23 protein-coding genes are annotated in these 24024 nt (G+C 32.7%); 10 read left to right on the plus strand and 13 right to left on the minus strand.

Going from position 1 to position 24024, the window contains the following annotated elements; genetic code table 11:
• The 9 genes from ACNC7R_RS10195 to ACNC7R_RS10235 form a co-directional block, all read right to left on the minus strand.
• Positions 1 to 360 carry a hypothetical protein gene (locus tag ACNC7R_RS10195; RefSeq protein WP_417940988.1) on the minus strand — a complete coding sequence of 120 codons (360 nt, stop codon included), beginning with the start codon at positions 358 to 360 and terminating at the stop codon, positions 1 to 3.
• A gap of 39 nt (positions 361 to 399) precedes the next feature.
• Positions 400 to 684 carry a YtxH domain-containing protein gene (locus ACNC7R_RS10200; RefSeq protein ID WP_417940989.1) on the minus strand — a complete coding sequence of 95 codons (285 nt, stop codon included), beginning with the start codon at positions 682 to 684 and terminating at the stop codon, positions 400 to 402.
• 49 nt (positions 685 to 733) lie between these two features.
• Positions 734 to 886, minus strand: a complete 153-nt coding sequence (locus tag ACNC7R_RS10205; protein ID WP_417940990.1) for a lmo0937 family membrane protein — start codon at positions 884 to 886, stop codon at positions 734 to 736.
• Between the two features lie 34 nt (positions 887 to 920).
• Positions 921 to 1571 carry a porin family protein gene (locus ACNC7R_RS10210; protein WP_417940991.1) on the minus strand — a complete coding sequence of 217 codons (651 nt, stop codon included), beginning with the start codon at positions 1569 to 1571 and terminating at the stop codon, positions 921 to 923.
• A 24-nt stretch (positions 1572 to 1595) separates the two neighbouring features.
• A complete protein-coding gene (locus tag ACNC7R_RS10215) occupies positions 1596 to 2159 on the minus strand; it encodes a DUF4142 domain-containing protein (protein WP_417940992.1) in 564 nt (187 codons plus the stop codon).
• A gap of 139 nt (positions 2160 to 2298) precedes the next feature.
• Complete coding sequence (locus ACNC7R_RS10220; RefSeq protein WP_417940993.1) at positions 2299 to 4083, minus strand: CHASE3 domain-containing protein; 1785 nt, start codon at positions 4081 to 4083, stop codon at positions 2299 to 2301.
• Between the two features lie 11 nt (positions 4084 to 4094).
• Positions 4095 to 4544: a response regulator gene (locus ACNC7R_RS10225; RefSeq protein WP_110345566.1), complete on the minus strand. Its 450-nt coding sequence runs from the start codon at positions 4542 to 4544 to the stop codon at positions 4095 to 4097.
• 19 nt (positions 4545 to 4563) lie between these two features.
• Positions 4564 to 5115 (minus strand): helix-turn-helix domain-containing protein, encoded by a 552-nt coding sequence (locus ACNC7R_RS10230; protein ID WP_223678627.1) that lies wholly within the window; start codon positions 5113 to 5115, stop codon positions 4564 to 4566.
• A 146-nt stretch (positions 5116 to 5261) separates the two neighbouring features.
• Complete coding sequence (locus ACNC7R_RS10235; RefSeq protein ID WP_417940994.1) at positions 5262 to 5447, minus strand: CsbD family protein; 186 nt, start codon at positions 5445 to 5447, stop codon at positions 5262 to 5264.
• Between the two features lie 224 nt (positions 5448 to 5671).
• Here ACNC7R_RS10235 and ACNC7R_RS10240 point away from each other — a divergent pair, with 224 nt between their 5' ends.
• The 3 genes from ACNC7R_RS10240 (at position 5672) to ACNC7R_RS10250 (ending at position 9710) form a co-directional block, all read left to right on the plus strand.
• Positions 5672 to 7855 (plus strand): DUF5723 family protein, encoded by a 2184-nt coding sequence (locus tag ACNC7R_RS10240; protein ID WP_417940995.1) that lies wholly within the window; start codon positions 5672 to 5674, stop codon positions 7853 to 7855.
• Positions 7856 to 7965: 110 nt separating this feature from the next.
• The gene (pyrF, locus tag ACNC7R_RS10245) at positions 7966 to 8787 is read left to right on the plus strand and encodes an orotidine-5'-phosphate decarboxylase (protein WP_417940996.1); all 822 of its coding nucleotides are present in this window, start codon (positions 7966 to 7968) and stop codon (positions 8785 to 8787) included.
• 122 nt (positions 8788 to 8909) lie between these two features.
• Positions 8910 to 9710, plus strand: coding sequence for an ABC transporter substrate-binding protein (locus ACNC7R_RS10250; RefSeq protein ID WP_417940997.1), 801 nt, complete (start codon positions 8910 to 8912; stop codon positions 9708 to 9710).
• Between the two features lie 252 nt (positions 9711 to 9962).
• On the opposite strand, the gene ACNC7R_RS10255 is transcribed toward ACNC7R_RS10250, so the two are convergent.
• Positions 9963 to 11507: a hypothetical protein gene (locus ACNC7R_RS10255; protein WP_417940998.1), complete on the minus strand. Its 1545-nt coding sequence runs from the start codon at positions 11505 to 11507 to the stop codon at positions 9963 to 9965.
• 154 nt (positions 11508 to 11661) lie between these two features.
• Between ACNC7R_RS10255 and ACNC7R_RS10260 the strand changes: the two genes are divergently transcribed.
• From ACNC7R_RS10260 to acs, 7 genes are all read left to right on the plus strand, one after another.
• Positions 11662 to 12837: a 2-isopropylmalate synthase gene (locus ACNC7R_RS10260; RefSeq protein ID WP_417940999.1), complete on the plus strand. Its 1176-nt coding sequence runs from the start codon at positions 11662 to 11664 to the stop codon at positions 12835 to 12837.
• Between the two features lie 45 nt (positions 12838 to 12882).
• The gene (gene leuB / locus ACNC7R_RS10265; RefSeq protein ID WP_417941000.1) at positions 12883 to 14001 is read left to right on the plus strand and encodes a 3-isopropylmalate dehydrogenase; all 1119 of its coding nucleotides are present in this window, start codon (positions 12883 to 12885) and stop codon (positions 13999 to 14001) included.
• A 274-nt stretch (positions 14002 to 14275) separates the two neighbouring features.
• Positions 14276 to 15949 carry a dihydroxy-acid dehydratase gene (gene ilvD / locus ACNC7R_RS10270; RefSeq protein WP_417941001.1) on the plus strand — a complete coding sequence of 558 codons (1674 nt, stop codon included), beginning with the start codon at positions 14276 to 14278 and terminating at the stop codon, positions 15947 to 15949.
• Between the two features lie 67 nt (positions 15950 to 16016).
• Positions 16017 to 17705: a biosynthetic-type acetolactate synthase large subunit gene (gene ilvB / locus ACNC7R_RS10275; protein WP_417941002.1), complete on the plus strand. Its 1689-nt coding sequence runs from the start codon at positions 16017 to 16019 to the stop codon at positions 17703 to 17705.
• Positions 17706 to 17710: 5 nt separating this feature from the next.
• Positions 17711 to 18235, plus strand: a complete 525-nt coding sequence (gene ilvN, locus ACNC7R_RS10280) for an acetolactate synthase small subunit (RefSeq protein ID WP_223678617.1) — start codon at positions 17711 to 17713, stop codon at positions 18233 to 18235.
• 50 nt (positions 18236 to 18285) lie between these two features.
• Positions 18286 to 19755, plus strand: a complete 1470-nt coding sequence (gene ilvC / locus ACNC7R_RS10285) for a ketol-acid reductoisomerase (protein ID WP_417941003.1) — start codon at positions 18286 to 18288, stop codon at positions 19753 to 19755.
• Between the two features lie 482 nt (positions 19756 to 20237).
• Positions 20238 to 22148 carry an acetate--CoA ligase gene (acs, locus tag ACNC7R_RS10290; RefSeq protein WP_278010092.1) on the plus strand — a complete coding sequence of 637 codons (1911 nt, stop codon included), beginning with the start codon at positions 20238 to 20240 and terminating at the stop codon, positions 22146 to 22148.
• 72 nt (positions 22149 to 22220) lie between these two features.
• Here acs and ACNC7R_RS10295 read toward each other — a convergent pair whose 3' ends face one another.
• From ACNC7R_RS10295 to prmA, 3 genes are all read right to left on the minus strand, one after another.
• Complete coding sequence (locus ACNC7R_RS10295; RefSeq protein ID WP_417941004.1) at positions 22221 to 22679, minus strand: 2-dehydro-3-deoxyphosphooctonate aldolase; 459 nt, start codon at positions 22677 to 22679, stop codon at positions 22221 to 22223.
• Positions 22680 to 22835: 156 nt separating this feature from the next.
• Positions 22836 to 23111, minus strand: coding sequence for an ATP-dependent Clp protease adaptor ClpS (locus tag ACNC7R_RS10300; protein ID WP_417941005.1), 276 nt, complete (start codon positions 23109 to 23111; stop codon positions 22836 to 22838).
• Between the two features lie 35 nt (positions 23112 to 23146).
• Positions 23147 to 23980, minus strand: a complete 834-nt coding sequence (gene prmA, locus ACNC7R_RS10305; RefSeq protein ID WP_417941006.1) for a 50S ribosomal protein L11 methyltransferase — start codon at positions 23978 to 23980, stop codon at positions 23147 to 23149.
• Positions 23981 to 24024 lie beyond the last annotated feature (44 nt).

The following is a 24024-nucleotide window of genomic DNA, read 5'->3' on the forward strand; positions in this document are numbered from 1 at the left end:
TCAGTTTTTAGTGTCTTTCAGAATACTGGAGATAATTATATTTCCAATAGGCGTTTTGATCAGCTTATGCTGTGTTTTGTGTAATATGATAGCAATGATTAAATAAAAACCTGCTATCACAAAGAAACCATAATAATATTCACCAAGTTCTTTTCCAATCCATATACTAAGTCCGATATTAAGAAACAAAGTAAAAAATGCAACAACAACGCCAACCGCAATTCGAGAAGTTAATGTTGATAAAACGTCTGCAGTCGCTGATACCGTTTTAAGTTTAATTAATTCTAAACTTGTTTTGGTATAGTTTTCTGCTTTTTCATACATATTTAGGTTTTCGTTTGTTGTTGCATTAGTTTCCATGATATTGGTGTTTTTTATGGTTGAAGAAAAAAATCAATCTTAGTAGTTTGTTTTTACAGTTTTTGCTTCCTCTTTGATAGCGTTGAAGTCTTCTTTTACCTGATTGAATTTTGCTTTACCTTCTTCAATGATATCTTTACCATTTGTACTGATTGTGCTTACGATATCATCGAATTTTCCTTTAAGGTTATCTCCGTAATCTTTCGATTTGTTTTTAATTTTTTTTCTTGTTTCTGAACCTTTATCCGGTGCAAATAATACTCCTAAAAAAGCTCCTGCCGCTGCGGCTCCTAAAATTCCTAAAATTGTGCTACTAGTTTTCATAATATTTGATTTAAAAAATTGATATAAAATGTTTAATAATGCTTGATTTTTAAATTTCGCGACCTTTTATAAGTCTGAATAGTATTGCTATAATGGCAATTACCAATAGTATGTGAATAATACTTCCTGCGCTGTATACAAAGAACCCGAGAGCCCAGAGAACGACAAGAATAACCGCGATTGTATATAATAAATTTGACATGGTTTTAATGTTTAGGGTTAATAATTTATGTTTTCTAGTTTAATTTATAAGCTAAGTATAAGCTTAAGTTGCTATTTTTAGCATCTGGAAATGTGTAAGTATTTCCTAAAGCTTCTCTTTCTTTACCGATAGTTGTTAATCCGTAGTTATAACGTAATCCTATACTAACTGGATTGAAATCTAAACCAACACCAGCAGATAAACCTGCATCAAATCTTTCGAAGTCATCTGCATCTAATTCGTTATCAAATTCAATATCTCCTTCTCCGGTTAATTTAGCATTTACTAAATATGACGCATAACCACCTACGTGAACATTAAAGTTTTCAGTTAGATTAAATCTTACTAATAATGGAACTTCAATATAATTAAGTTTAAATTTATTAGTACCTGCAACACCAGAAACGTTATAATCTAATTCAGCACCTTTTGTAGTGTATAATATCTCTGGTTGAATAAATACTTTATCAGCGATGGGAAAGGCTGCAAAAATACCTGCATTGAACCCCCATAGTGCATTTTCATCATCGATATCATCAGAATCTGAATATAAGTTTGACATATTAACCCCTCCTTTGATACCGAATTCAGGTCCTACAACTGTACTGCTTTGGGCAGATACTACTCCAAATGAAGTCATCATAAAAAGAGATAAGGCGTATAAAAAATTTGATTGCATTTTCATAATTTAAAAATTTTGTTAATAATTCTAATTTGATTTTAATTGATTTGTTTTTTTAATTTTTTCTGTTTCTCTTAAAAATTCGTATTGTTTTGGTAAATAATGAGCAACTAATTTCAGTATTGCCATATCATTTGTTTCTTTTGTTATGGATTCAAATAATTCTATCATTTCAGTTAATGACTGTGTTATAGAATTTAAATAGGCATCATCAAAATCTACATCCTTTTTGTTAGCAAGCTCATACAAATCCTTATTCGTAACTGATGTATTTATTTCACTGATTACAATGAGTTTTTGAACAGCTATTTTATTGATTTCCTGCAATAATAATTTTTGATTATTTTCTATTTTGCTACTGACCATTTTTATTGAGTTTTGTAAACTTTTACGTTGTGCCAGCTGCGCTTTAGAAATAATTGTTTTTGTTACTCCTGCAGTTGCAACAAAAAAATAAGCTTCAGTTTGTTCCGTATTTTTTATAAGAACGTATTTGTTTTCCGTTTTTTCATTTTCATTACATGATAAAATAGTTATTGTTACAATGACTATAAAAGCTGTTTTGAAGAATGATCTTTTTGATGAAAACATCTGTCTAAATAGTTACTTCATTATTACATTACAAAGATGCTAACGAATAGTAAGGTTTGCTTTACAGCATAAAAAAGAAACGTTATATAATTCCCATTCTGGAAAAATATAACGTTTTTAATAAGGTTTTATGAGAGATTTATTGAGGAAGAAATACAGTAAATACGGATCCTTCGCCTGGTTTGCTGTCAGCTGTTATGTAACCTTTGTGGTTTTCAACAATTTTTTTACAAATTGCTAATCCGATTCCTGTACCCGGATAATCGTTTTTGGAATGTAGTCGTTTAAACAACACAAAAATATTCTCTTTGAATTGCGGATCAAATCCCATTCCATTATCGGTAAAGGTAATTTTGTAAAATTTTCTGAAAGGATGATCAATCAATTCCGGATATTCATTAGATAATATTTTTTCACAATCAATAGTAATTTCAGGAGGTATTCCCGGCAGGCTATATTTTAGTGAATTACCAATCAAATTAATGAAAAGCTGTTCTATTTGATAAGGGATAACCTCTAATTTAGGTAATTTAGTAACGTTAATGATTGCGTTCTTCTCATCAGTTATTACAGCAAGTTCTGATTTTGCATTTTCCAGCAGTTCATTGAGATCTGATTTAATGAATTCTTTTTTGGTCGTATTGGTTCTGGAGAATAATAATAAATCATCAATCAAAATACGCATTCTTTTGGCTGATGTTTCTACTTTTATAATGTATTCTCTTCCGCTATCAGAGAGAGCTGCCTTGTCTTCTTCAGAAATTCTTGAAATAAAAGTTTGTATTTTACGCAATGGTTCTTGTAAATCATGGCTAGCAACATGATTAAAAGAAGCTAATTCTTTATTGCTTTTTTCAAGCTGGTTATTTCGTTCCTGAAGTTCAATGTTTAGTAAGTGTTCATCTGTAATGTCAAAATTGATACCGAGCAGAATTTTACTTCCATTCTGGTCAATCAATAATTTACCTGTAGATTTTAAATGTCTGATTTCGCCATTAGGCTGAATTATTTTATAATATATAAAGGGAAGTACTTGATTATTGATTATTCCGTCCATTGAGGTTTTAATCGCTTCTTTGTCTTCTGGATGTACAAAGTCTAAAAAACTATCTTTTTTGGGTACAAAAGTATTTGGCTCAACCCCTAAAAGTCTAAATTGATTATCAGAATAATCAATTTTATTTGTTTCGAGATCCCATTGCCAGGTACTAAATTTACCAATTACTTCAGATTCGGCCATTAATCCTGAAGAAATCAAGAGTTTTTTGTTGTAAATTTTTAAGCGTTCAAGGTCTTTGCTTATTTGTCTGTAAGCGAGTAAAATAAAGAGAAGAGCGACTAGAAATAATAGGATCGAAAAAATTGGCCCAAGTGAAATTTCCTCATCATATTTTTTTAAACTTTTTTTCAAAAAGTTTTTTTCGATATCATTCATTTCATCTACCTTAAAACGAATGTTGTCCATTAATATACGGCCACCAAACATATGATTGTCTAATTTTCTTTTATCATACGTTTCGGGATTGCTATATTTCAAACAGTTTTCAAAAGAAACATAGCGTTTAATGATTAGTTTGTATATTTTCTCCAGATTTTGTTTCTGTTCCGGATTGTTGGCAGTAAGTTTTTTTAAGGCAATGAAGGAAGTGTTTACTTTGTCACGCGAAAAAAGATAAGGAGCAAGGAATCGATGGTTTCGGGTAATCATAAAGCCACGCTGACCTGTTTCTGCATCTTTTATAGCAGACATAAGCCGCTCAAGCTCTATGTTAATTTCATAGGTATGCATGAGCAGCTTAGTAGATTCATTAAGATCCCTGTTATGTTTGTAAGCTATTGACGAAAGAAAAATTAAAATGAAAATAGCTATTATAAAAATAACTCTCAAATAATTTGAGGAATTAAACTTAGGAATCCATTTCATTATTATTCTAATTACTTAAGGCTTAATAAGAAATTATCACGATTTAATCCTGATGTATGATAATGCCAATTTAGCGTTATAACTTCATTAATAATTTTTTTAAGTGCATTAAAATCACTTGGTTTTTTGATATAAATATTAGCGCCTTCAATAAACGTGTCTTCAATGTCTTCATCTGAAGAAGATGTTGAATAAATGGCGATTATGAGATTCTTCAGGTGCTCTGTTTTTTTTATTTCAATCAAACATTCCTTACCTGTTTTTTTTGGCATGTTCAAATCCAGAAATAAAATATCAGGTAATTTAGTATCCGGATTCATAAGATGTTCCATTAACTGTAAACCATCGAAAACAAATTCGACCTTGGTTTGTACTTTTACTTCTTCGAAAGCATCCTTAAAGAAAAGTCTGTCGTCTTCGTCGTCGTCGGCGAGTAAAATGTGTAATGCGTTTTTCTGCATTGATTAAGGTATTTGGGTTTTATTTTAAATTTTCTCTACGCTTTTTAATAATTCTCAAAAACGCTGAAGGAGTTATTCCTGTTGTATTTTTAAACTGAGTACTTAAGTGTGCAACACTTGAATAATTAAGTAAAAAAGCAATTTCGGTTAAACTCATTTCGTTTACAATCATTAACTGTTTTGCTCTTTCGATCTTTTGAATGATTATAAAATTCTCAATAGAAGAATACGTTACTTCAGAAAATACATTTGACAGATAACCATAACTGTGGTTTAATTTATCCGCAAGATAAGCTGAACTTTTATAATTATTATTGTCATCAGTATAGACCAATTCGATTATAGCATCTTTTATTTTTTGGACCAAAACGCTTTTTTGATTCTCTACTACTTCAAAACCAAATGGCTCTAAATTATTTTTTAGCTCATCTAATGCTTCAGTACTAAGATTATCCTCTAATTCAATTTCTCCAAATCCTAAAGTAGAAAAATTTAAGTTCTGTTCCTCCAGTTTTTCTTTTAGGTAAAGTGTGCAAATTGTATTAATATCAAATTTTATAAATAATTTCATTTTGTAAAAATATGGTTAAAGATAACTATTTTATTTTGTTTTTATGTAATTCATGTTAATTCAGAAATTTAAAGTTTTATGCTTTGAAAATCAAAAAAATACCGCCTAATTTTAGTTAAGCGGCATTCATTATAGTGGAAAGAGATTTACAAATTTGATACAATATCATCCCATTCCTGTTTCGTTTTACCTAGTTTTTGCTGGATTCTTCCATATAATTCATCTTCCTTTCCTTCTTCATATAGTAAATCGTCATCAGTCAAATCAGCATATTTTTGTTTTAATTTTCCTTTTAACTCGTTCCAGTTTCCTTTTATTTCTGTACTATTCATGGCTTTTATTATTTAATATTTATATAATGTAAAATTGAAAAACTTTTCTTCTCGTTTTGTTACAGAAATTTCTTAAACTCTTCTATAATTCACATTTATTATTGGAATATCAGATATTTTCTACATAATTAATACAGGGTGTTACATGATTCAATGATTTGGTAACCTGTTTTTAAATCTATTATTGTAGTTTTGCCGGCAATTAAACTTAAAACCCCGATTTAATGAAAAAACAATTACTAATTTTATTTATTTTCTTGACATCAGCTGTTGCTACAGCACAGTCATACTTAGGTTATTTTAATGATAATTATGCGGGAGTGCAAAGCGTACTTTTTAATCCTGCATCAATAGCAGATTCTCGTTTTAAAACTGATGTAAACTTGTTTTCTGTCAGTAGTGCTGTTAGTAATGATTTATATGGTGTGAAGCTTTTTGATGTTTTTAAAGATGGTTATGACTTCGATAGTCAGTCAAAAATGACGCCTTCAAATGCAAATAATGCCATTGTTAATCTGGATATTATGGGGCCATCTTTTATGTTTAATATTGCGCCTAAGCATACATTAGCTCTTTTTACCAGGGCAAGATCAATTACAAATCTTAGAGATGTTAATGGTAGTCTTGTTGACCAGGTAAAGGATGGATTGGATCAGGCAAGCAACTTTAACCTTAATGCCGGTAGTCCAAACGGAGCCGTACATGCATGGGGAGAGCTGGGACTTTCTTATGCGGCAGTTTTATATCAGAATGCGCAACATTTCTTAAAAGGAGGTTTGACGGCTAAATACCTGCAAGGTGTTGGAAATGCTTACATACAAGGAAAAAATGCTAACGCAAGACTAATTGAAAATCCAATTAATCCCTTAAATAGTACATTAGCTACAAATGGTCAATTAACTATAGGTGGAAGCCAGGATTGGGAGGCTAATGAAGATTATGAGTTTGACATTAATTCAAGCGGAGTAGGTTTTGATTTTGGTTTGGTTTACGAGTGGAGACCGGATTATGCTAAATATGATCTCAGCAAGGCTAAACCGGCTGATAATAATTTCAGGGATCTGAATAAGTATAAGTTACGTTTTGGATTATCTGTTACCGATATTGGTTCAATAAATTATAAAAAATCAAAACAGGATATTTACGATATAACAGGTACTCTTACTCAGGAAATGATTGATGAGACTGATAATTTATACGATTTATTAAATGATCGCTATACAAAAACAGCAACTTCAAAAGGAGTAAAAACAAACTTGCCTACAGCACTTCACGCAGATGTTGACTGGAATATACATAATAAATTCTATTTGAACCTTAACGGAGATATTAGTATGGTTTCAAGTACTAAGTTAAATGCGACTAATATTGCTGACAGAGTAAGTTTAACGCCTCGTTACGAAAGCAGATGGTTTAGTTTTTACGTTCCTGTAAGCTGGATGGAATATAGCGGAACTCAAGTGGGTACAGGATTACGTGTAGGTACTTTCTTTGTTGGCTCAGGATCAATTATTTCTAATTTAGTTTCTAAAGAATCAAAAGCTGCTGATTTTTACGTTGGACTTAAAATTCCTGTTTACCAAAAGAAATTTAAAGACCGAGATCAGGATGGGGTAATTGATAAACAAGATTCTTGTAAAAAAGTAGCGGGGTCAATTGAAAATAATGGTTGTCCTTGGCCAGACACTGATGGTGACAAAGTTTTGGATAAAGATGATGCTTGTCCGGATGTTGCCGGTCCTGTTGAAAACAAAGGCTGCCCATGGAAAGATAGCGACGGAGATACATTATTAGATAATGTTGATGGATGCCCAACAGTTGCAGGCCCAGTTGAAAATAAAGGTTGCCCATGGCCTGATACAGACGGAGATGGAGTTTTGGATAAAGATGACGCCTGTCCTAATGTTGCAGGTTTAGTAGAAAACAAAGGATGTCCGGTTTTAGATACTGATAAAGATGGAGTTGCTGATAACGTTGATGATTGTCCACTAGTAGCAGGTCCAGCAGAAAATAAAGGGTGTCCTGAAGTTAGTAAAGCTACTTTGGCTCAATTACAGGTTGAGGCAAAATCGATCTTCTTTACATCAGGCAAAGCTACCTTAAGTGATGCTAAGAAAGTAGAAACTTCAGGAAGACTTGATGCAATTAAAGAAATTTTGAAAAACTATCCAAATGCAAAATTTGCCATTTATGGTCATACTGATAATGTAGGCAATGCTAAGGCAAATCAAAAATTATCTGAAGAAAGAGCAAAAGTTATTATGGATGCTTTAATTGAAAAAGGAGTAAATCCTGCTAATTTATCTTCACAAGGTTTTGGAGCTTCAAAACCAGTTAAATCTAATAAAACGGCTGCCGGAAGATCAGCAAACAGAAGAACAGAAATCGTTTATTTAGGTAATTTCTAATTCTGATTGATATAAATAAAAAAAGCCATTCTTAATTGAGTGGCTTTTTTTATTTTTGCATACTTTCTAAAAGATCGTTTTTTGAATTGAAAAAACTAAAAAAATTACGAATGACTACACAACAACTGCACCAACAAATACTTCAAAAAAAATCATTTTTATGCGTTGGGCTGGATCCTGATTTAAACAAAATTCCTCAACATTTATTAGAAACCGAAGACCCTATTTTTGAGTTCAATAAGGCCATAATTGATGCTACCCATGATTTGACAGTGGGGTATAAACCTAATACTGCTTTTTTCGAAGCGTATGGGATAAAAGGCTGGATTTCCCTACAGAAAACAATTAATTATATAAATGAAAAATTTCCGGAAATTTTTACGATTGCTGATGCTAAACGTGGTGATATCGGAAATACTTCAAGCATGTATGCAAAAGCTTTTTTTGAAGATTTGAATTTTGACAGTGTAACGGTAGCTCCTTATATGGGAAAAGACTCTATTGAACCTTTTCTGGCTTTTGAAAATAAACATACTATAATGCTAGCTTTGACATCAAACGAAGGAGCATTTGATTTTCAGACTTTAAACACAAACGGGAAACAATTATACAAACAAGTTTTAGAAACCTCTAAGAAATGGAAAAATAGTCATAATTTAATGTATGTTGTAGGTGCTACTAAAGCGGAGTATTTTACTGAAATTAGGAAAATAGTTCCGGATAGTTTTTTACTGGTTCCCGGAATTGGAGCTCAGGGCGGAAGTTTGTCTGAAGTGTGTAAATACGGAATGAATGATAAAGTGGGCTTGCTTGTAAATTCTGCCAGAGCAATTATTTATGCATCAAACGGAACTGATTTTGCTGAAAAGGCGAGGGAAGAGGCTTTGAAAGTACAGCAGGAAATGGAAGAAATTCTTAGTTTAAAGTTTTAAGCTACGATAAATAAACGCAAAGTTCGCAAAGATTTTTTCGCAAAGACCGCAAAGTAAATAAGCCTTGCGTACATAGCGTAAATCTTTGCGAACTTTACGGTTAAAAACAGAACCAAAACAACATGAAACGATTAATAGATCAAATAGGTACTTTGCACTCTTTTGAAATAGCTCCAAGGCGTATTATCTCATTAGTGCCTTCCCAAACCGAATTGTTATATGATTTAGGTTTGGAAGATAAAATCATCGGAATTACGAAGTTTTGCGTGCATCCGTATCATTTAAAATCTATAAAGAAAGTTGTAGGCGGAACCAAAAAGATTCATTTTGAAAAGATAAAATTACTGCAGCCTGATATTATTATCTGTAATAAAGAAGAAAATACTACTGAAATTGTCGAACAGTTGAGTGAAATCTGTCCGGTTTGGGTAACGAATATTGTTTCTGTTGAGGATAATTTTCAAATGATTTCAGATTTTGGACAGCTTTTTAATTGCCGCACTGAAGCTCAGAAATGGAATGATAAGTTAACTTTCGCTTTAAGCGATTTTAAAAAATATGTTCAGGATATTGAAATTAAAAAGGCAGCCTATTTTATCTGGAAAAATCCATATATGGCGGCAGGAAATGATACTTACATTAATGAGTTATTAAAGTTAAATCATTTTAAGAATATCTACGAAGATAAAGGACGATATCCTGAAGTAGAACTTAAAAAAATGCGATTGGAAGGTGATCCGGATATTGTATTTCTTTCCTCTGAACCCTATCCTTTTAAAGAAGAAGATGCTTTTGAAATAGGACGTTTCACCCATCATGCCAAAACTATTTTTGTTGATGGCGAAATGTTTTCGTGGCATGGGAGCAGATTGTTGAAGGCTCTTATCTATTTTAAAGTGCTTCACGAAAGACTTAAGAATTAATCAATATTTAAAATTAAAACGCCAAATTTATTGCTAAAAAAATCATATCTGTGTTTTTTTATTTTAATTTACATAAAAAATGCCGGCAATCTCGAAGATGCCGGCATCATTTAACTAACCAAAACCAAAATAATAAATAACCAGTTTATTACATTACAAATGTCCGATATATATCTTTCTTTTGCTGTTAAGGTTTTGTTATTACTTTGTTGGACTTAAGTTAAGATTTTTAATATGTTGTTATCGATTGAATTAGCGGCTATTTAGCTTAGCTTTTTCCTTAATTATATCAGCAATTTTACGGTTTTCAATTTTACTTTCAAGCCACGAAATAATATCTAAATAAAGGAAGGCTCTTTTTTCGTAGGTGTTTTTTTCTAATTCGATAAAGCGCTCCCTCATTTTAATGAATTCCTTTTTAATATCAGCAGGATAAAAATTATTTAAGTTTCTCATAAACTTAATGATTTCCTTCTGTACCTCATGTAAATCATTCATCTTTATTAAAAATTTGTAGGTGCTCTTAAGGTGGTTTTCCAGATAATAATCTTTTCCTAATTCATAATGTGCAATTAATGACAAGAGCCTGGCAAAGCACATTAAATCTTCGCGCATCGAGAGATTTTTATTGTTGATTATTTTGTCCAGATAATAAATGGATTCATTGTATTTTTCGTTTCCAAAATAGATAGAGGCAATTTTGTAAAAAAACAACATTTCGTGATGCTCATCAAGATGTTCACTGTGAATTTTAATTTTTTCTAAAATCTCAGGAATCAAATATTCACTTTCTGCGAAAGTTCCCTCCAAAATATGATAGTTAAGTTTATTGTTATAAATATATAAAAAGGATAGCGATGCAATGTTATCATTAACAGGAAATCTCGAATCCTGAATTGTTTCTTCTAAAAGGGTTAGGTATTTTTTGAAATTCGATTTGTATTTCAGCATATAAAGCGATTCTAAAAAATAGTGATTTCCTTTTAGAAAAAAAACAGGATTCTGGTAAATCATATTCGGATTGTCATAAAACAATGTTACCCATTTATAGGCATATTTATAGCTCGCAAGAAAATCCTGAACAAGAAAACTGCGCCACAAATTGGCATTATAAAACCAATATTTTTCGCGGAAGCCAAATTTGCTTTCGTCTAATTTTGAAATATGTTTGTTGAAATAGTCATCAATATATTTGTATTCCTCATCGTTTTTTACGTAACCGGTTTTTAGCATGATTCCGTACAACTGTAATGACAAATTGGATAACTTGCTTGAAATTGTGTTTCTATAATTCAGCTCTTTTGCCTGTATAACCAATTCATCTGCTCGGCCCTGAATACTCCGTGTGATATATTGCGATTCGATTAGCTTTTCGAATTCAACAATTTCATATGCCATGTACTTCTCATCATTTTCAAGGGCTATCATTTTGGTTTTATCCAGAATTTTTAAGCTTTGTTTGTATAAACCCTTGTTGTATAAAATAACCGCAAAATCTATTTGCTCGCGCAGTTGATATCGAATATTCTGGCTGGGAATATTTAGGCGGATACTAACCAGAATCTGTTTGTATAGATATGATTTTAAGTTAGATAGTTGTACTTTTTTGATGATTCCGCTTTTTAAAATAAGCTTTTCATCATAAGTTTCAGACTTATCCAAAATGTTAAATAATTCAATGAATTTAGTATTCGAGCTAGTTTCTAAACGGCTTGCAAAAATTTTAAACTGTCTTTTTTCAGATTTAGAAAGTGACTTAATCAGTACAAATAAGAAATCTTTTTGATGGTTAGCCATTGTAAAATATAATAATGTAATTTATTGATTTTTAATGTTTTAGATACTTTTAAAATGTTTTATAAACAGTATAATTCCACTAAAATGAATTTCGTACTTAAGAAGTACAATATATATTTGTTTCAAGATGTGAAATTACATTAAATAAATGAATATGAATAGAGAGAAAGTTCAAATTTTTGACACCACTTTGCGTGATGGAGAGCAGGTTCCAGGATGTAAGTTAGATACCAATCAAAAATTGGTTATTGCAGAACGACTAGACAAAATGGGAGTTGATATCATCGAAGCAGGTTTTCCTGTGTCAAGTCCGGGCGATTTTTTATCGGTCTCTGAGATTTGTAAAATTGTAGAAAATGCAACGGTCTGCGGACTTACAAGAGCTGTAAAAAACGATATTGATGTTGCCGCTGCTGCCTTAAAGCATGCTAAAAGACCTAGGATTCATACTGGAATCGGAACTTCAGAATCTCATATACTCCATAAATTAAATACCACACCTGAAGATATTATCGCCAGAGCAAAAGCTGCAGTTTCTCATGCAAAATCATATGTTGAAGATGTAGAGTTTTATGCAGAAGATGCCGGTAGAACTGATAATGCTTTTCTTGCAAAAGTTTGTGAAGAGGTCATAAAATCAGGGGCCACTGTATTAAATATTCCGGATACAACCGGATATTGTTTACCGGAAGAATATGGTGCAAAAATAAAATACTTAAAAGAAAACGTAAAAGGTATCGAAAATGTAATTCTTTCATGCCACTGTCATAATGATTTAGGTATGGCAACCGCAAATTCAATTGCAGGAGCTATAAACGGTGCAAGACAAATTGAATGTACTATTAATGGTATTGGTGAAAGAGCTGGGAATACAGCACTTGAAGAAGTGGTGATGATTTTTAAACAACATCCTTATCTTAACCTGGATACAAATATTAATACAAGGGAATTGAATGAAATGAGTCGTTTGGTTTCCGAAAGTATGGGAATGATTGTTCAGCCAAATAAAGCTATCGTAGGGGCAAATGCTTTTGCGCATAGTTCTGGTATTCACCAGGATGGTGTAATCAAAAACAGAGCAACTTATGAAATCATGGATCCGCTTGATGTTGGTGTTAATGAATCTTCAATTATATTAACAGCAAGAAGCGGCAGGGCAGCTTTGGCATACCGTGCTAAGAAAGTTGGTTATGAATTGACAAAAACGCAATTAGATACTGTTTATATTGAATTTTTGAAATTTGCAGATATTAAAAAAGAAGTTTTAGACGAAGATATTCATCAGATTATCGAAGCATCTAAAATTGAGGGAGATTTAATAAGAAGTTAATTATAGTAAAAAATCAGATTTTAAATACATAAAGGACGAGGCATTATGAATTTGAAAATAGCAGTTTTACCAGGTGACGGAATTGGACCGGAAGTAATTGCGCAAGCCAAAAAAGCATTGTATGCAATTGGGGAAGTGTATAATCACGAATTTGTTTTTGAAGAAGCTCTAATGGGAGCAATTGCTATTGATAAGACAGGAAATCCACTCCCAGAACAAACACTAAATCTTTGTTTGAACACTGATGCTGTTCTGTTTGGAGCAATTGGAGATCCTAAATATGATAATAATCCAAATGCAAAAGTTCGTCCTGAGCAAGGATTATTAAAACTTCGTAAAGCACTAGGCTTATTTGCTAATATACGTCCAATTAAACCTTATAAAGCCCTGATTGAATCTTCTCCTCTAAAAAGAGAGATCATTGAAGGGGCTGATTTTACTATTTTCAGAGAATTAACAGGTGGGGCTTATTTTGGTTCAAAAACACTTAATGAAGAAGGAACACATGCTTCAGATTTATGTGAGTATTCAGAAGAAGAAATAACAAGAATTGCACATTTGGCTTTTAAATCGGCTCAAAATAGACGTAGAAAAGTAACAATGGTTGATAAGACAAATGTTCTGGAAACTTCAAGATTGTGGAGAAAAGTTGTTCTGAAGGTGAGTGAGGAATATAAAGATGTAGCATTAGACTTTTTATTTGTAGATAACGCAGCAATGCAGCTAATCTTGAATCCAAAACAATTTGATGTGATTTTGACAGAAAATTTATTTGGAGATATTTTATCTGATGAAGCTAGTGTGATTACAGGATCAATCGGTTTGTTGGCCTCTGCATCATTAGGAGAAAAAAATGCACTTTTTGAACCAATTCATGGTTCTTATCCTCAGGCAAAAGGTAAAAATATTGCTAATCCAATAGCTTCAATTTTATCAGCAGCAATGTTGTTGGAACATTTTGGGTTGTCTAAGGAAGCAAAGGTTATTTATAAGGCAGTAGAAAAAGCAATTGAATTTAAGGTGGTTACAATAGATTTAAAGGCTGATTCGAAATTTGGCACTAATGAGGTTGGAGAGTTTGTTTCTAACTTTATTTATAGTAAAGATGATTTGCTGTATTTTAATAATGACAACGTTCATCTGGGACAATCTACGATTGTTTAAATTTTTTTGTTAAATAGAGCAATAATTAACAAGAAGGGTTTAAAATGTTGAGTTTTTGTTTTTTTGGTAGCATCAGTTTTAGTACTTTTGTAACATCAAAAATATAAATGATGCAAATCTCAATTATTATTACTTCTGTCATTATTGTCAATGTGTATAGCACATCTGCATAGGGTAAGGTATAGATATAATTGAAAAAAATATATTAGAACCTCCCACATAGTTGGGAGGTTTTTTTTAGGAATAGAATTTAGAAAATTACAAATAATACATAATGGAATTAAACAAGTACAGCAAAACAATCACGCAAGATGAAACTCAACCAGCTTCACAGGCAATGTTCTATGGAATTGGTTTGACAGAAGAGGATCTTAAAAAAGCGCAGGTAGGAATTGTGAGTATGGGTTATGACGGAAATCCGTGTAACATGCACTTAAATGACCTGGCTAAAGATATTAAGAAAGGGGTCTGGGATGCTGATTTGGTCGGTTTGATTTTTAATACTATCGGTGTTAGTGATGGTATTTCTAATGGTAATGACGGTATGCGTTTTTCTTTGGTTTCACGTGATGTTATTGCAGATTCTATTGAAACTGTAATGGGTGCGCAATGGTACGATGGTATGATTGCTGTTCCGGGATGTGACAAAAATATGCCAGGTGCTTTAATGGCTATGGGCAGGGTAAATCGTCCCTCTATTATGGTTTATGGAGGATCTATTCACCCGGGAAAATGGAAAGGTGAAGATTTGAATATTGTTTCTGCTTTTGAGGCTTTAGGTAAAAAAATAAAGAATACAATTACTCCTGAAGATTTCAAAGGAGTTATTCAAAATGCCTGTCCTGGCGCTGGTGCCTGCGGTGGAATGTACACTGCCAACACGATGTCGTCAGCAATTGAAGCATTAGGAATGAGTTTGCCTTACAGTTCTTCTAATCCCGCTTTAAGCCCGGAAAAAAAACAAGAATGTGTTGATGCAGGTAAAGCAATCAGGATTTTGCTAGAAAAAGATATTAAGCCTAGAGATATCATGACTCGTAAAGCATTTGAAAATGCAATTACAATGGTGGCTGTCTTAGGAGGTTCTACAAATGCAGTTATGCACTTAATTGCAATGGCACACTCTGTAGGTATCGAATTAACATTAAAGGATTTTCAGGATATCAGTGACAAAACCCCATTATTAGCTGACTTGAAACCAAGTGGTAAATATTTAATGGAAGACTTACATAATGTAGGTGGTGTTCCTGCTGTAATGAAATATTTGTTAAGAGAAGGATTTTTACACGGTGATTGTTTAACAGTAACCGGAAAAACTATTGCTGAAAACCTGGCTTCAGTTCCTGATTTACATGATGGACAACAAGTGGTTTTTGATATTAAAAATGCATTAAAAGCTACTGGTAACATTCAAATTTTATACGGAAATATTGCTACAGAAGGTTGTGTTGCAAAAATCAGTGGTAAAGAAGGAGAATTTTTTGAAGGTACGGCTGTAGTTTTTGAGGGTGAAAAAGACGTAATCAGAGGAATTCAGGCTGGAGAAGTTAAACCTGGAAACGTGGTAATTATTCGTTACTGTGGTCCAAAAGGAGGCCCTGGAATGTCTGAAATGCTAAAACCAACATCTGCTATTATGGGTGCTGGTTTAGGAAGTACGGTTGCTCTGATTACTGATGGTCGTTTTTCTGGAGGATCACATGGTTTCGTAGTAGGACACGTAACTCCTGAAGCTTATGAGGGTGGAGGAATTGCTTTAATTGAAAATGGAGATGTTATTACAATCGATGCTGTAAATAACACTATCAATATGAAAGTTTCTGATGAAGAATTAGCAAAAAGAAAAGCTAATTGGAAGAGACCAGAAAACGGAATTGTACAAGGAGTTTTACTTAAATATATGCGTTCGGTCTCCAGTGCCTCTGAGGGATGTGTTACCGACAAATAATTTAATAAAAACAACCAGCTTGTAAGTCTTAAATTAAAAGATTTATTCGCGAAAAATATAAGATAAAATGAAAATATCAGGGGCAGAAGCCGTTATTAGATGTTTATTAGCAGAAGGAGTAGATTTGGTTTATGGATATCCGGGAGGTGCCATAATGCCGGTTTATGACGAATTATATAAATTTCAGGATCAATTACACCATGTTTTAGTACGTCACGAGCAAGGTGCTGCTCATGCAGCGCAGGGTTTCGCAAGAGCTACTGGTAAAGTAGGTGTAGCTATTGCAACTTCAGGTCCTGGTGCTACAAATTTAGTTACTGGTATTGCAGATGCCCAAATCGATTCTACACCAATGGTTTGTATTACAGGTCAGGTTGGAAAACATTTACTTGGGTCAGATGCATTTCAGGAAACAGATATTATTGGAATTTCAACTCCGGTAACGAAATGGAATTATCAGATTACCGAAGCTCATGAAATTCCCGAAATTTTAGCAAAAGCTTTTTATATCGCCAGATCGGGTCGTCCAGGTCCGGTTTTGATTGATATTACAAAGAATGCTCAGTTTGATGAGATGGACTTTAGTTATGAAAAATGCACAGGAATTAGAAGTTATCATCCAAAACCTGTATTAGATCTTAAAAAAGTTCAAGAGGCTGCAGACTTAATTAATAATGCCAAAAAACCATTTATTGTTTTTGGTCAGGGTATTATATTAAGTGAAGCAGAGGAACAATTAAAAAGACTAATTGAGAAATCCGGAATTCCTGCTGCATGGACTATTTTAGGCCTTTCAGCATTACCAACTGATCATCCTTTAAACGTAGGAATGGTAGGTATGCATGGTAATTACGGCCCAAATCTTTTAACTAACGAATGTGATGTTTTAATTGCATTAGGGATGCGTTTTGATGATCGTGTTACCGGAAAATTAGCTACGTATGCAAAACAGGCAAAAGTAATTCACTTTGAAATTGATCCGGCAGAAATAGATAAAAATGTAAAAACCGAAGTTGCAGTTTTAGCTGATGTGAAAGAAGCATTAACGGCGTTAATTCCGTTAATTGATAAAAAATCGCATACAGAATGGCATAATGAATTCAAAGAAAAATATAAAATTGAATGTGAAGCAGTAATTAATGAAGAGCTGGCTCCAACGAACGGAAAAGGAATTTCAATGGGAGAAACTATTGAAATGATCAATAAACATTCAAAAGGAGATGCGATAATGGTTTCTGACGTTGGCCAACATCAAATGTTTGCCTGCCGTTATACTAAATTCAATACAACTAAGAGTAATGTTACTTCTGGCGGATTAGGAACAATGGGATTTGCTTTACCAGCTGCTATTGGTGCTAAAATGGGAAGACCAGACCGTGAGGTTGTTGCTGTAATTGGTGATGGAGGCTTTCAAATGAATATTCAGGAGCTAGGAACAATTCACCAGACAAAAGTTCCGGTGAAAATTGTGGTACTTAATAATGAATTCCTTGGTATGGTGCGTCAGTGGCAGGAATTGTTTTTTGACTATAGATATGCTTCTACAGTAATGATTAATCCAAACTTCTGTGCTATTGCAGAAGGGTATTACATTAAATCAAGAAAAGTAACTAAGAGAGAAGAACTGGATGAAGCTGTTGCAGAAATGCTTGCTTCAAAAGAATCCTATTTCCTTGAAGTTATGGTAGAAAAAGAAAATAATGTGTTTCCGATGATTCCAACGGGAGCTTGTGTTTCAGAGATCAGATTAAGTTAAAGAACATGGAAGAAAAAACATTTACCATATCGGTATATTCAGAGAACAATGTGGGTTTGCTTAACAGGATATCAGGAATATTCTTAAAACGACACATCAATATATTAAGTTTAAACGTTTCAGAATCAGAAATAGAAAATGTTTCTAGATTTATTATTGTAGTTGAAACTACAGAGAAATGGGTTAAAAACATTGTTGGACAAATCGAAAAACAAATTGAAGTTATAAAAGCATTCTATCATACAGATGAAGAAACAATTTATTTGGAAAATGCTTTATTTAAAATTGCTTCAAGTTTATTATTTGATGAGAAACAAATTCAGAATATTATTAAAGAAAGTCAATCTACAATAGTGACTGTTTCGCGTGATTTTTTTGTGATTTCTAAGTCAGGCAGACGTTCTGAAATAGAAGAGTTATATGCAAAATTTAAACCTTACGGAATTATGCAGTTTGTTCGTTCTGGAAGAATTTCTGTTTCAAAAGAAAAAATGGAGATCTCATCATTATTATTAAATGAATTAAAATAGTTAAAAAGCATTCAAATTTAAACATCATACATATTAAATATTAAAAAAAAATGGCCAATTATTTCAACACATTACCACTTAGATTACAATTAGAACAATTAGGGGTTTGCGAATTTATGGAGCAATCTGAATTTGCAAATGGGATAGATGCATTAGCAGGAAAAAAAGTCGTAATCGTAGGTTGCGGAGCACAAGGTTTGAATCAAGGTTTAAACATGAGAGATTCAGGTCTTGATATTTCTTATGCTTTACGTGCAGATGCAATTGCTGAAAAAAGAGCTTCTTTTAAAAATGCTACTGAAAATGGATTTAAAGTAGGTACTTATGAAGAATTAATTCCAACTGCTGATTTAGTTTGTAACTTAACTCCGGATAAACAGCATACTGCTGTGGTAACTGCCATTATGCCATTAATGAAACAAGGATCTACTTTAGCATATTCTCATGGATTTAATATCGTTGAAGAGGGAATGCAGATTCGTAAAGACATCACTGTAATTATGTGTGCGCCTAAATGTCCAGGTTCTGAAGTACGTGAAGAATATAAAAGAGGCTTTGGTGTGCCAACTCTTATTGCTGTTCACCCTGAAAATGACCCAAATGGGTTAGGTTTAGATCAGGCAAAAGCTTATGCTGTTGCAACAGGAGGACACAGGGCAGGAGTTTTAAGATCATCTTTTGTAGCTGAAGTAAAATCAGATTTAATGGGAGAGCAAACAATTCTTTGCGGATTATTGCAGACTGGATCTATTTTATGTTTTGATAAAATGGTTGAAAAAGGAATTGATCCTGCTTATGCTTCTAAATTGATCCAATACGGATGGGAAACTATCACTGAGGCATTGAAACATGGAGGAATTACAAATATGATGGATCGTTTAAATAATCCTTCAAAAATTGAGGCTTATGAATTAGCTGAAGAATTGAAAGATATCATGCGTCCGTTATTCCAAAAACATCAGGATGATATTATTTCCGGAGAATTCTCAAGAACAATGATGATTGACTGGGCTAATGACGATGTTAATTTATTGAAATGGAGAGCTGCAACAGGAGAAACTAACTTTGAAAAAACAGCTCCACAAGAAGCTCCAATCTCTGAGCAGGAGTATTTTGATAATGGAGTATTAATGATTGCCATGGTAAAAGCCGGTGTTGAATTAGCTTTTGAAACTATGACAGAAGCAGGTATTATTGAAGAGTCTGCTTATTATGAGTCATTACATGAGTTGCCATTAATTGCTAATACAATTGCAAGAAAGAAATTATTCGAAATGAATCGCGTTATTTCTGATACAGCAGAGTATGGATGTTATTTATTCGATCATGCTTGTAAGCCATTATTAACCGAGTTCATGAAAAAAGTAGAAACAAACATTATTGGAAAACCATTTTCAACTTCAAACGGAGTAGATAATGCTGTTTTGATTGCTGTAAATAAAGAAATTCGCCAACACCCTATCGAAGAAGTAGGGGCATGGCTAAGAGAGTCAATGACAGCAATGAAAAAAATAGGATAATATAGATATTGCACACCACGTTTGTGTGTTGGGATTTTGCACTGTATCTTGGTTTTATATAATATTTTGAATTAGTAAGCACTTATTAAGATAATAACAGATATGGCGCATGTTACATTCACTTAACTCTAATTAATAATGGGTTAAGTGAAGTAATCCCTAATAGTATTGAGTATGTTTTAGTATATATACTTGTAGAATTTTCTGTTATGATTAATAATGTTGCTGCTATTTTCAAACATGGAAAGAGGTAAGCAGAAAATTAATTGTTATTGAAATTGTTAGAATTAAAGGCATGATATTTATAATATTATGCCTTTTTTTGTAATATCTTTTTTTGATTAAAAGCCAGGTTTTTATATTAAATTCATTTAATCGATGTGTTTTTTTTATGATTTGTTTTTTTTTGATAAAATTTATGAATTAAATAATTTTAAGAATACATTGTTATTTAATACATTTATAAAAAAATTACAACAACTATGAGTTATTATAAAATTGAAAATTTAGAACAATATTTTAAACATTACAATAAGTCAATAAGAGAACCAAGAAAGTTTTGGGGTAAAATTGCTGAAGAGAACTTTACCTGGTACCAGCAATGGGAAAAAGTTGTTGATTTTAACATGGCTGAAGCAGAAGTAAAATGGTTTACAGAAGCCAAAGTTAATATTACAAAGAATTGTATCGACAGACATTTGAGTAAAAGAGGGGAAAAAACGGCTATAATATTCGAACCGAACAATCCTTCGGAGGAAGCAATACACATTACCTATAATGAACTATATGAAAGAGTTTCAAAAATGGCAAATGTTTTGCGTGAGCAGGGCGTGACCAAAGGAGACAGGGTTTGCATTTATTTACCAATGATTCCGGAACTCGCTGTAGCAGTTTTAGCATGCGCCAGAATTGGAGCAATACACTCGGTTATTTTTGCTGGATTTTCAGCTTCGGCAGTTTCTGCAAGAATTAATGATAGTGAATGCAAAATGGTGATTACTTCTGATGGTGGCTACAGAGGGAATAAAACGATTGATCTTAAAGGAATAGTGGATGAAGCGTTGGAAAGTTGCCCATCAGTTTCTAAAGTTTTAGTTGTAAAAAGAACAGAGACTGAAATAAAAATGCAGGAAGGTCGTGATGTTTGGTTACAGCCTTTGTTAGATGCAGCTCTTGATTACAATGTAGCTGAAATAATGGACGCAGAAGATCCTCTATTTATTTTATATACTTCAGGTTCTACAGGAAAACCAAAAGGAATGGTACATACTACGGCAGGATATATGGTTTATACTGCTTATACTTTTAAAAATGTATTCAGTCATGAAGAGAATGATATTTTCTGGTGTACAGCAGATATCGGATGGATTACAGGGCATTCGTATATTTTATACGGACCATTACTGAATGGTGGAACAACTGTAATTTTTGAAGGAGTTCCATCGTATCCTGATTTTAGCCGCTTCTGGGAAATTATTGAAAAACATAAAATAACACAATTTTATACTGCTCCAACAGCAATTCGTTCTTTAGCCAAAGAAAGTCTTGACTATATTCAAAAGTATCCTTTAAAATCACTTAAGGTTATTGGTTCTGTTGGAGAGCCAATCAACGAAGAAGCGTGGCACTGGTTTAATGATCACGTTGGAGATAAGAGATGTCCGGTTGTAGATACATGGTGGCAAACTGAAACAGGCGGCATTATGATTTCTCCAATTGCCTTTGTAACACCAACAAAACCTACATATGCAACATTGCCTTTACCAGGTATTCAGCCAGTTCTTATGGATGATAAGCGTAATGAAATTGAAGGTAATCAGGTAGTGGGTAGTTTATGTATTAAATTTCCATGGCCTGGAATTGCCAGAACTATCTGGGGAGATCATGAGCGTTATAAAAAAACATATTTCTCTGCTTTTCCAGGTAAATATTTTACAGGGGATGGTGCATTAAGAGATGAAGTTGGATATTATAGAATTACAGGAAGGGTAGATGATGTTGTAATTGTTTCTGGGCATAATTTAGGAACTGCTCCTATTGAAGATGCAATTAATGAGCATCCTGCTGTTGCTGAATCAGCTATTGTAGGCTTCCCGCATGATATAAAAGGGAATGCTTTATATGGTTACGTAATTTTAAAAGAAACTGGTGAAGTTAGAAATAAAGAAAATTTAGCAAAAGAAATCAATCAGTATATTGCTGATCACATTGGACCAATTGCTAAATTAGATAAAATTCAGTTTGTGTCAGGATTGCCAAAAACACGATCAGGTAAAATTATGCGTAGAATTTTACGTAAAATAGCTGAAGGGGATTTTTCTAATTTTGGAGATACTTCAACTTTGTTAAATCCTGAGGTTGTTGAAGGTATTATGAATGAAAGAATTTCTTAACCTATTTATAAAAAAAAGTTGTATAAAAAGGAAGGCGTTTCAAATTGAAATGCCTTCCTTTTTTAATCTGTATTAATTGTTTTCTTTCTTTAAGCTTAGTCCCATTGGAACCATCAGAATGCCTTTTTCATAAATATTTAGATAAAGTGTAACCGGTTTTTTCTGGCCATCCCATTTTAATTCATATACATTTAAAAATCCTGCACCCATGTCGCTTCGTTTAGTTGGAAACGGACAACAAGTCTCTAATCTTGTATAAGTAATTTTTTCACCATTTGGCCCCGCTAAAGCGTTTAAAAAACGGGTTTCATTTAGTGATTCGTCTTTGGTATTTCTGAAGAAAATATTGATAGGATAATCTGGATTATAACCATACTTTTTGTCTTTGCTGAACTCTTTAATAACAAACGTATTATTTTTGCTTAAAACTAAGTCAGGAGCATTATCATCTACATTTTTTAATGTTGATTTTGTACTTACACAGGAAGTTAATGTGATTAATAAAATAATAAGTAAAGTTATTTTTTTCATCGATTTTTGGTATTAGTGTTAATACAAATGTAAAAAGATTTTAGATTATGCTGGTAGGATAAACAAATATTGTGCCTTCAACTTTCACAAACAAAAAACATTCTATTTTATTCAAAAATTAGAATGAAATAGAATGTTTTTAGAGCTTATTTGAATTTAAACAATTTCGGCGCTAAGTCCTGCTTCCAGGAGTTGAGTGCATTGTGGTTTTAATTTATCTATTGGGCCAGTCTTTACTGTGCATTTTCCATTATAATGTACAATTAGGGAACATTGTTCTGCCTGTTCTGCTGTATGGCTGCAAACACGCATTAGCGTATCAATTACATGATCAAAAGTGTTTACATCATCGTTGTAAACGACAATTTCATTATTGAAGCCTATTGCTTCTTTTTCGTGAACTTTTTCTCTTACTTTTTCTTTAGTACTCATAATTTTAAATTTTGTACTGTGGTAATTATTATTAACTAATTTACGTATTTTAATGAAACCCAGTTGTTTCTTTGAAATTTTTTAACATAAGTTAATCCTTTCTCAGTGCAGGAAGCATCAATAAACGGAATGTCTTCTTCGTAAAAGCCACTGAAAAGTATAATCCCTTTTGGATTAAGACAATCTACATAAGACTGCATGTCATTTAACAAAATATTACGATTGATGTTTGCAATAATCAAATCATATTTTCTGTCAGTCAATAAGACAGCATCTCCTTCATAAACGGTAATATGTTTGCAATTATTACGTTCAGCATTTTCAATAGAATTCAAATAGCACCAGTTATCAATATCGATTGCATCTATAGGTTGGGCACCTTTCATTTCAGCTAAAATGGCTAATATAGCCGTTCCGCATCCCATATCCAGTGTTTTTAAACCCTGAACATCTATCTCTAATAAATGCTGAATCATCATGTGGGTTGTTTCGTGATGACCTGTTCCAAAACTCATTTTTGGTTCGATTACGATATCAAATTCTGCATCAGTTTTTGGGTGAAAAGGAGCGCGAACATGGCATTTACCATCTACATCAATGGGTTCAAAATTCTTTTCCCATTCTTCATTCCAGTTTACCTGATCAATTTCTTCAATCGTATATTCGATGGTAAACTCTTCCGATTGTAAAATATAAATGTCATCTAAAATATTTTCATCCCACAAATCTTTTTTTACGAAAGCCGAAATCCCGTTTTCAGTTTCGGTAAAACTCTCAAAAGCTTTTTCTCCCAATTCAGCAATTAATATTTCAGATCCCAGTTCTTTGGGTTCTACAGTAAAATGATATCCTAAATATATATTTGACATAAATAATTTTTTTGCAAAGGTAAGAATAGAAAGTACAAATTGGA

The sequence above is a fragment of the Flavobacterium adiutor genome (genome assembly GCF_048282555.1).
In the GTDB taxonomy this organism is placed as follows: Bacteria; Bacteroidota; Bacteroidia; order Flavobacteriales; family Flavobacteriaceae; genus Flavobacterium.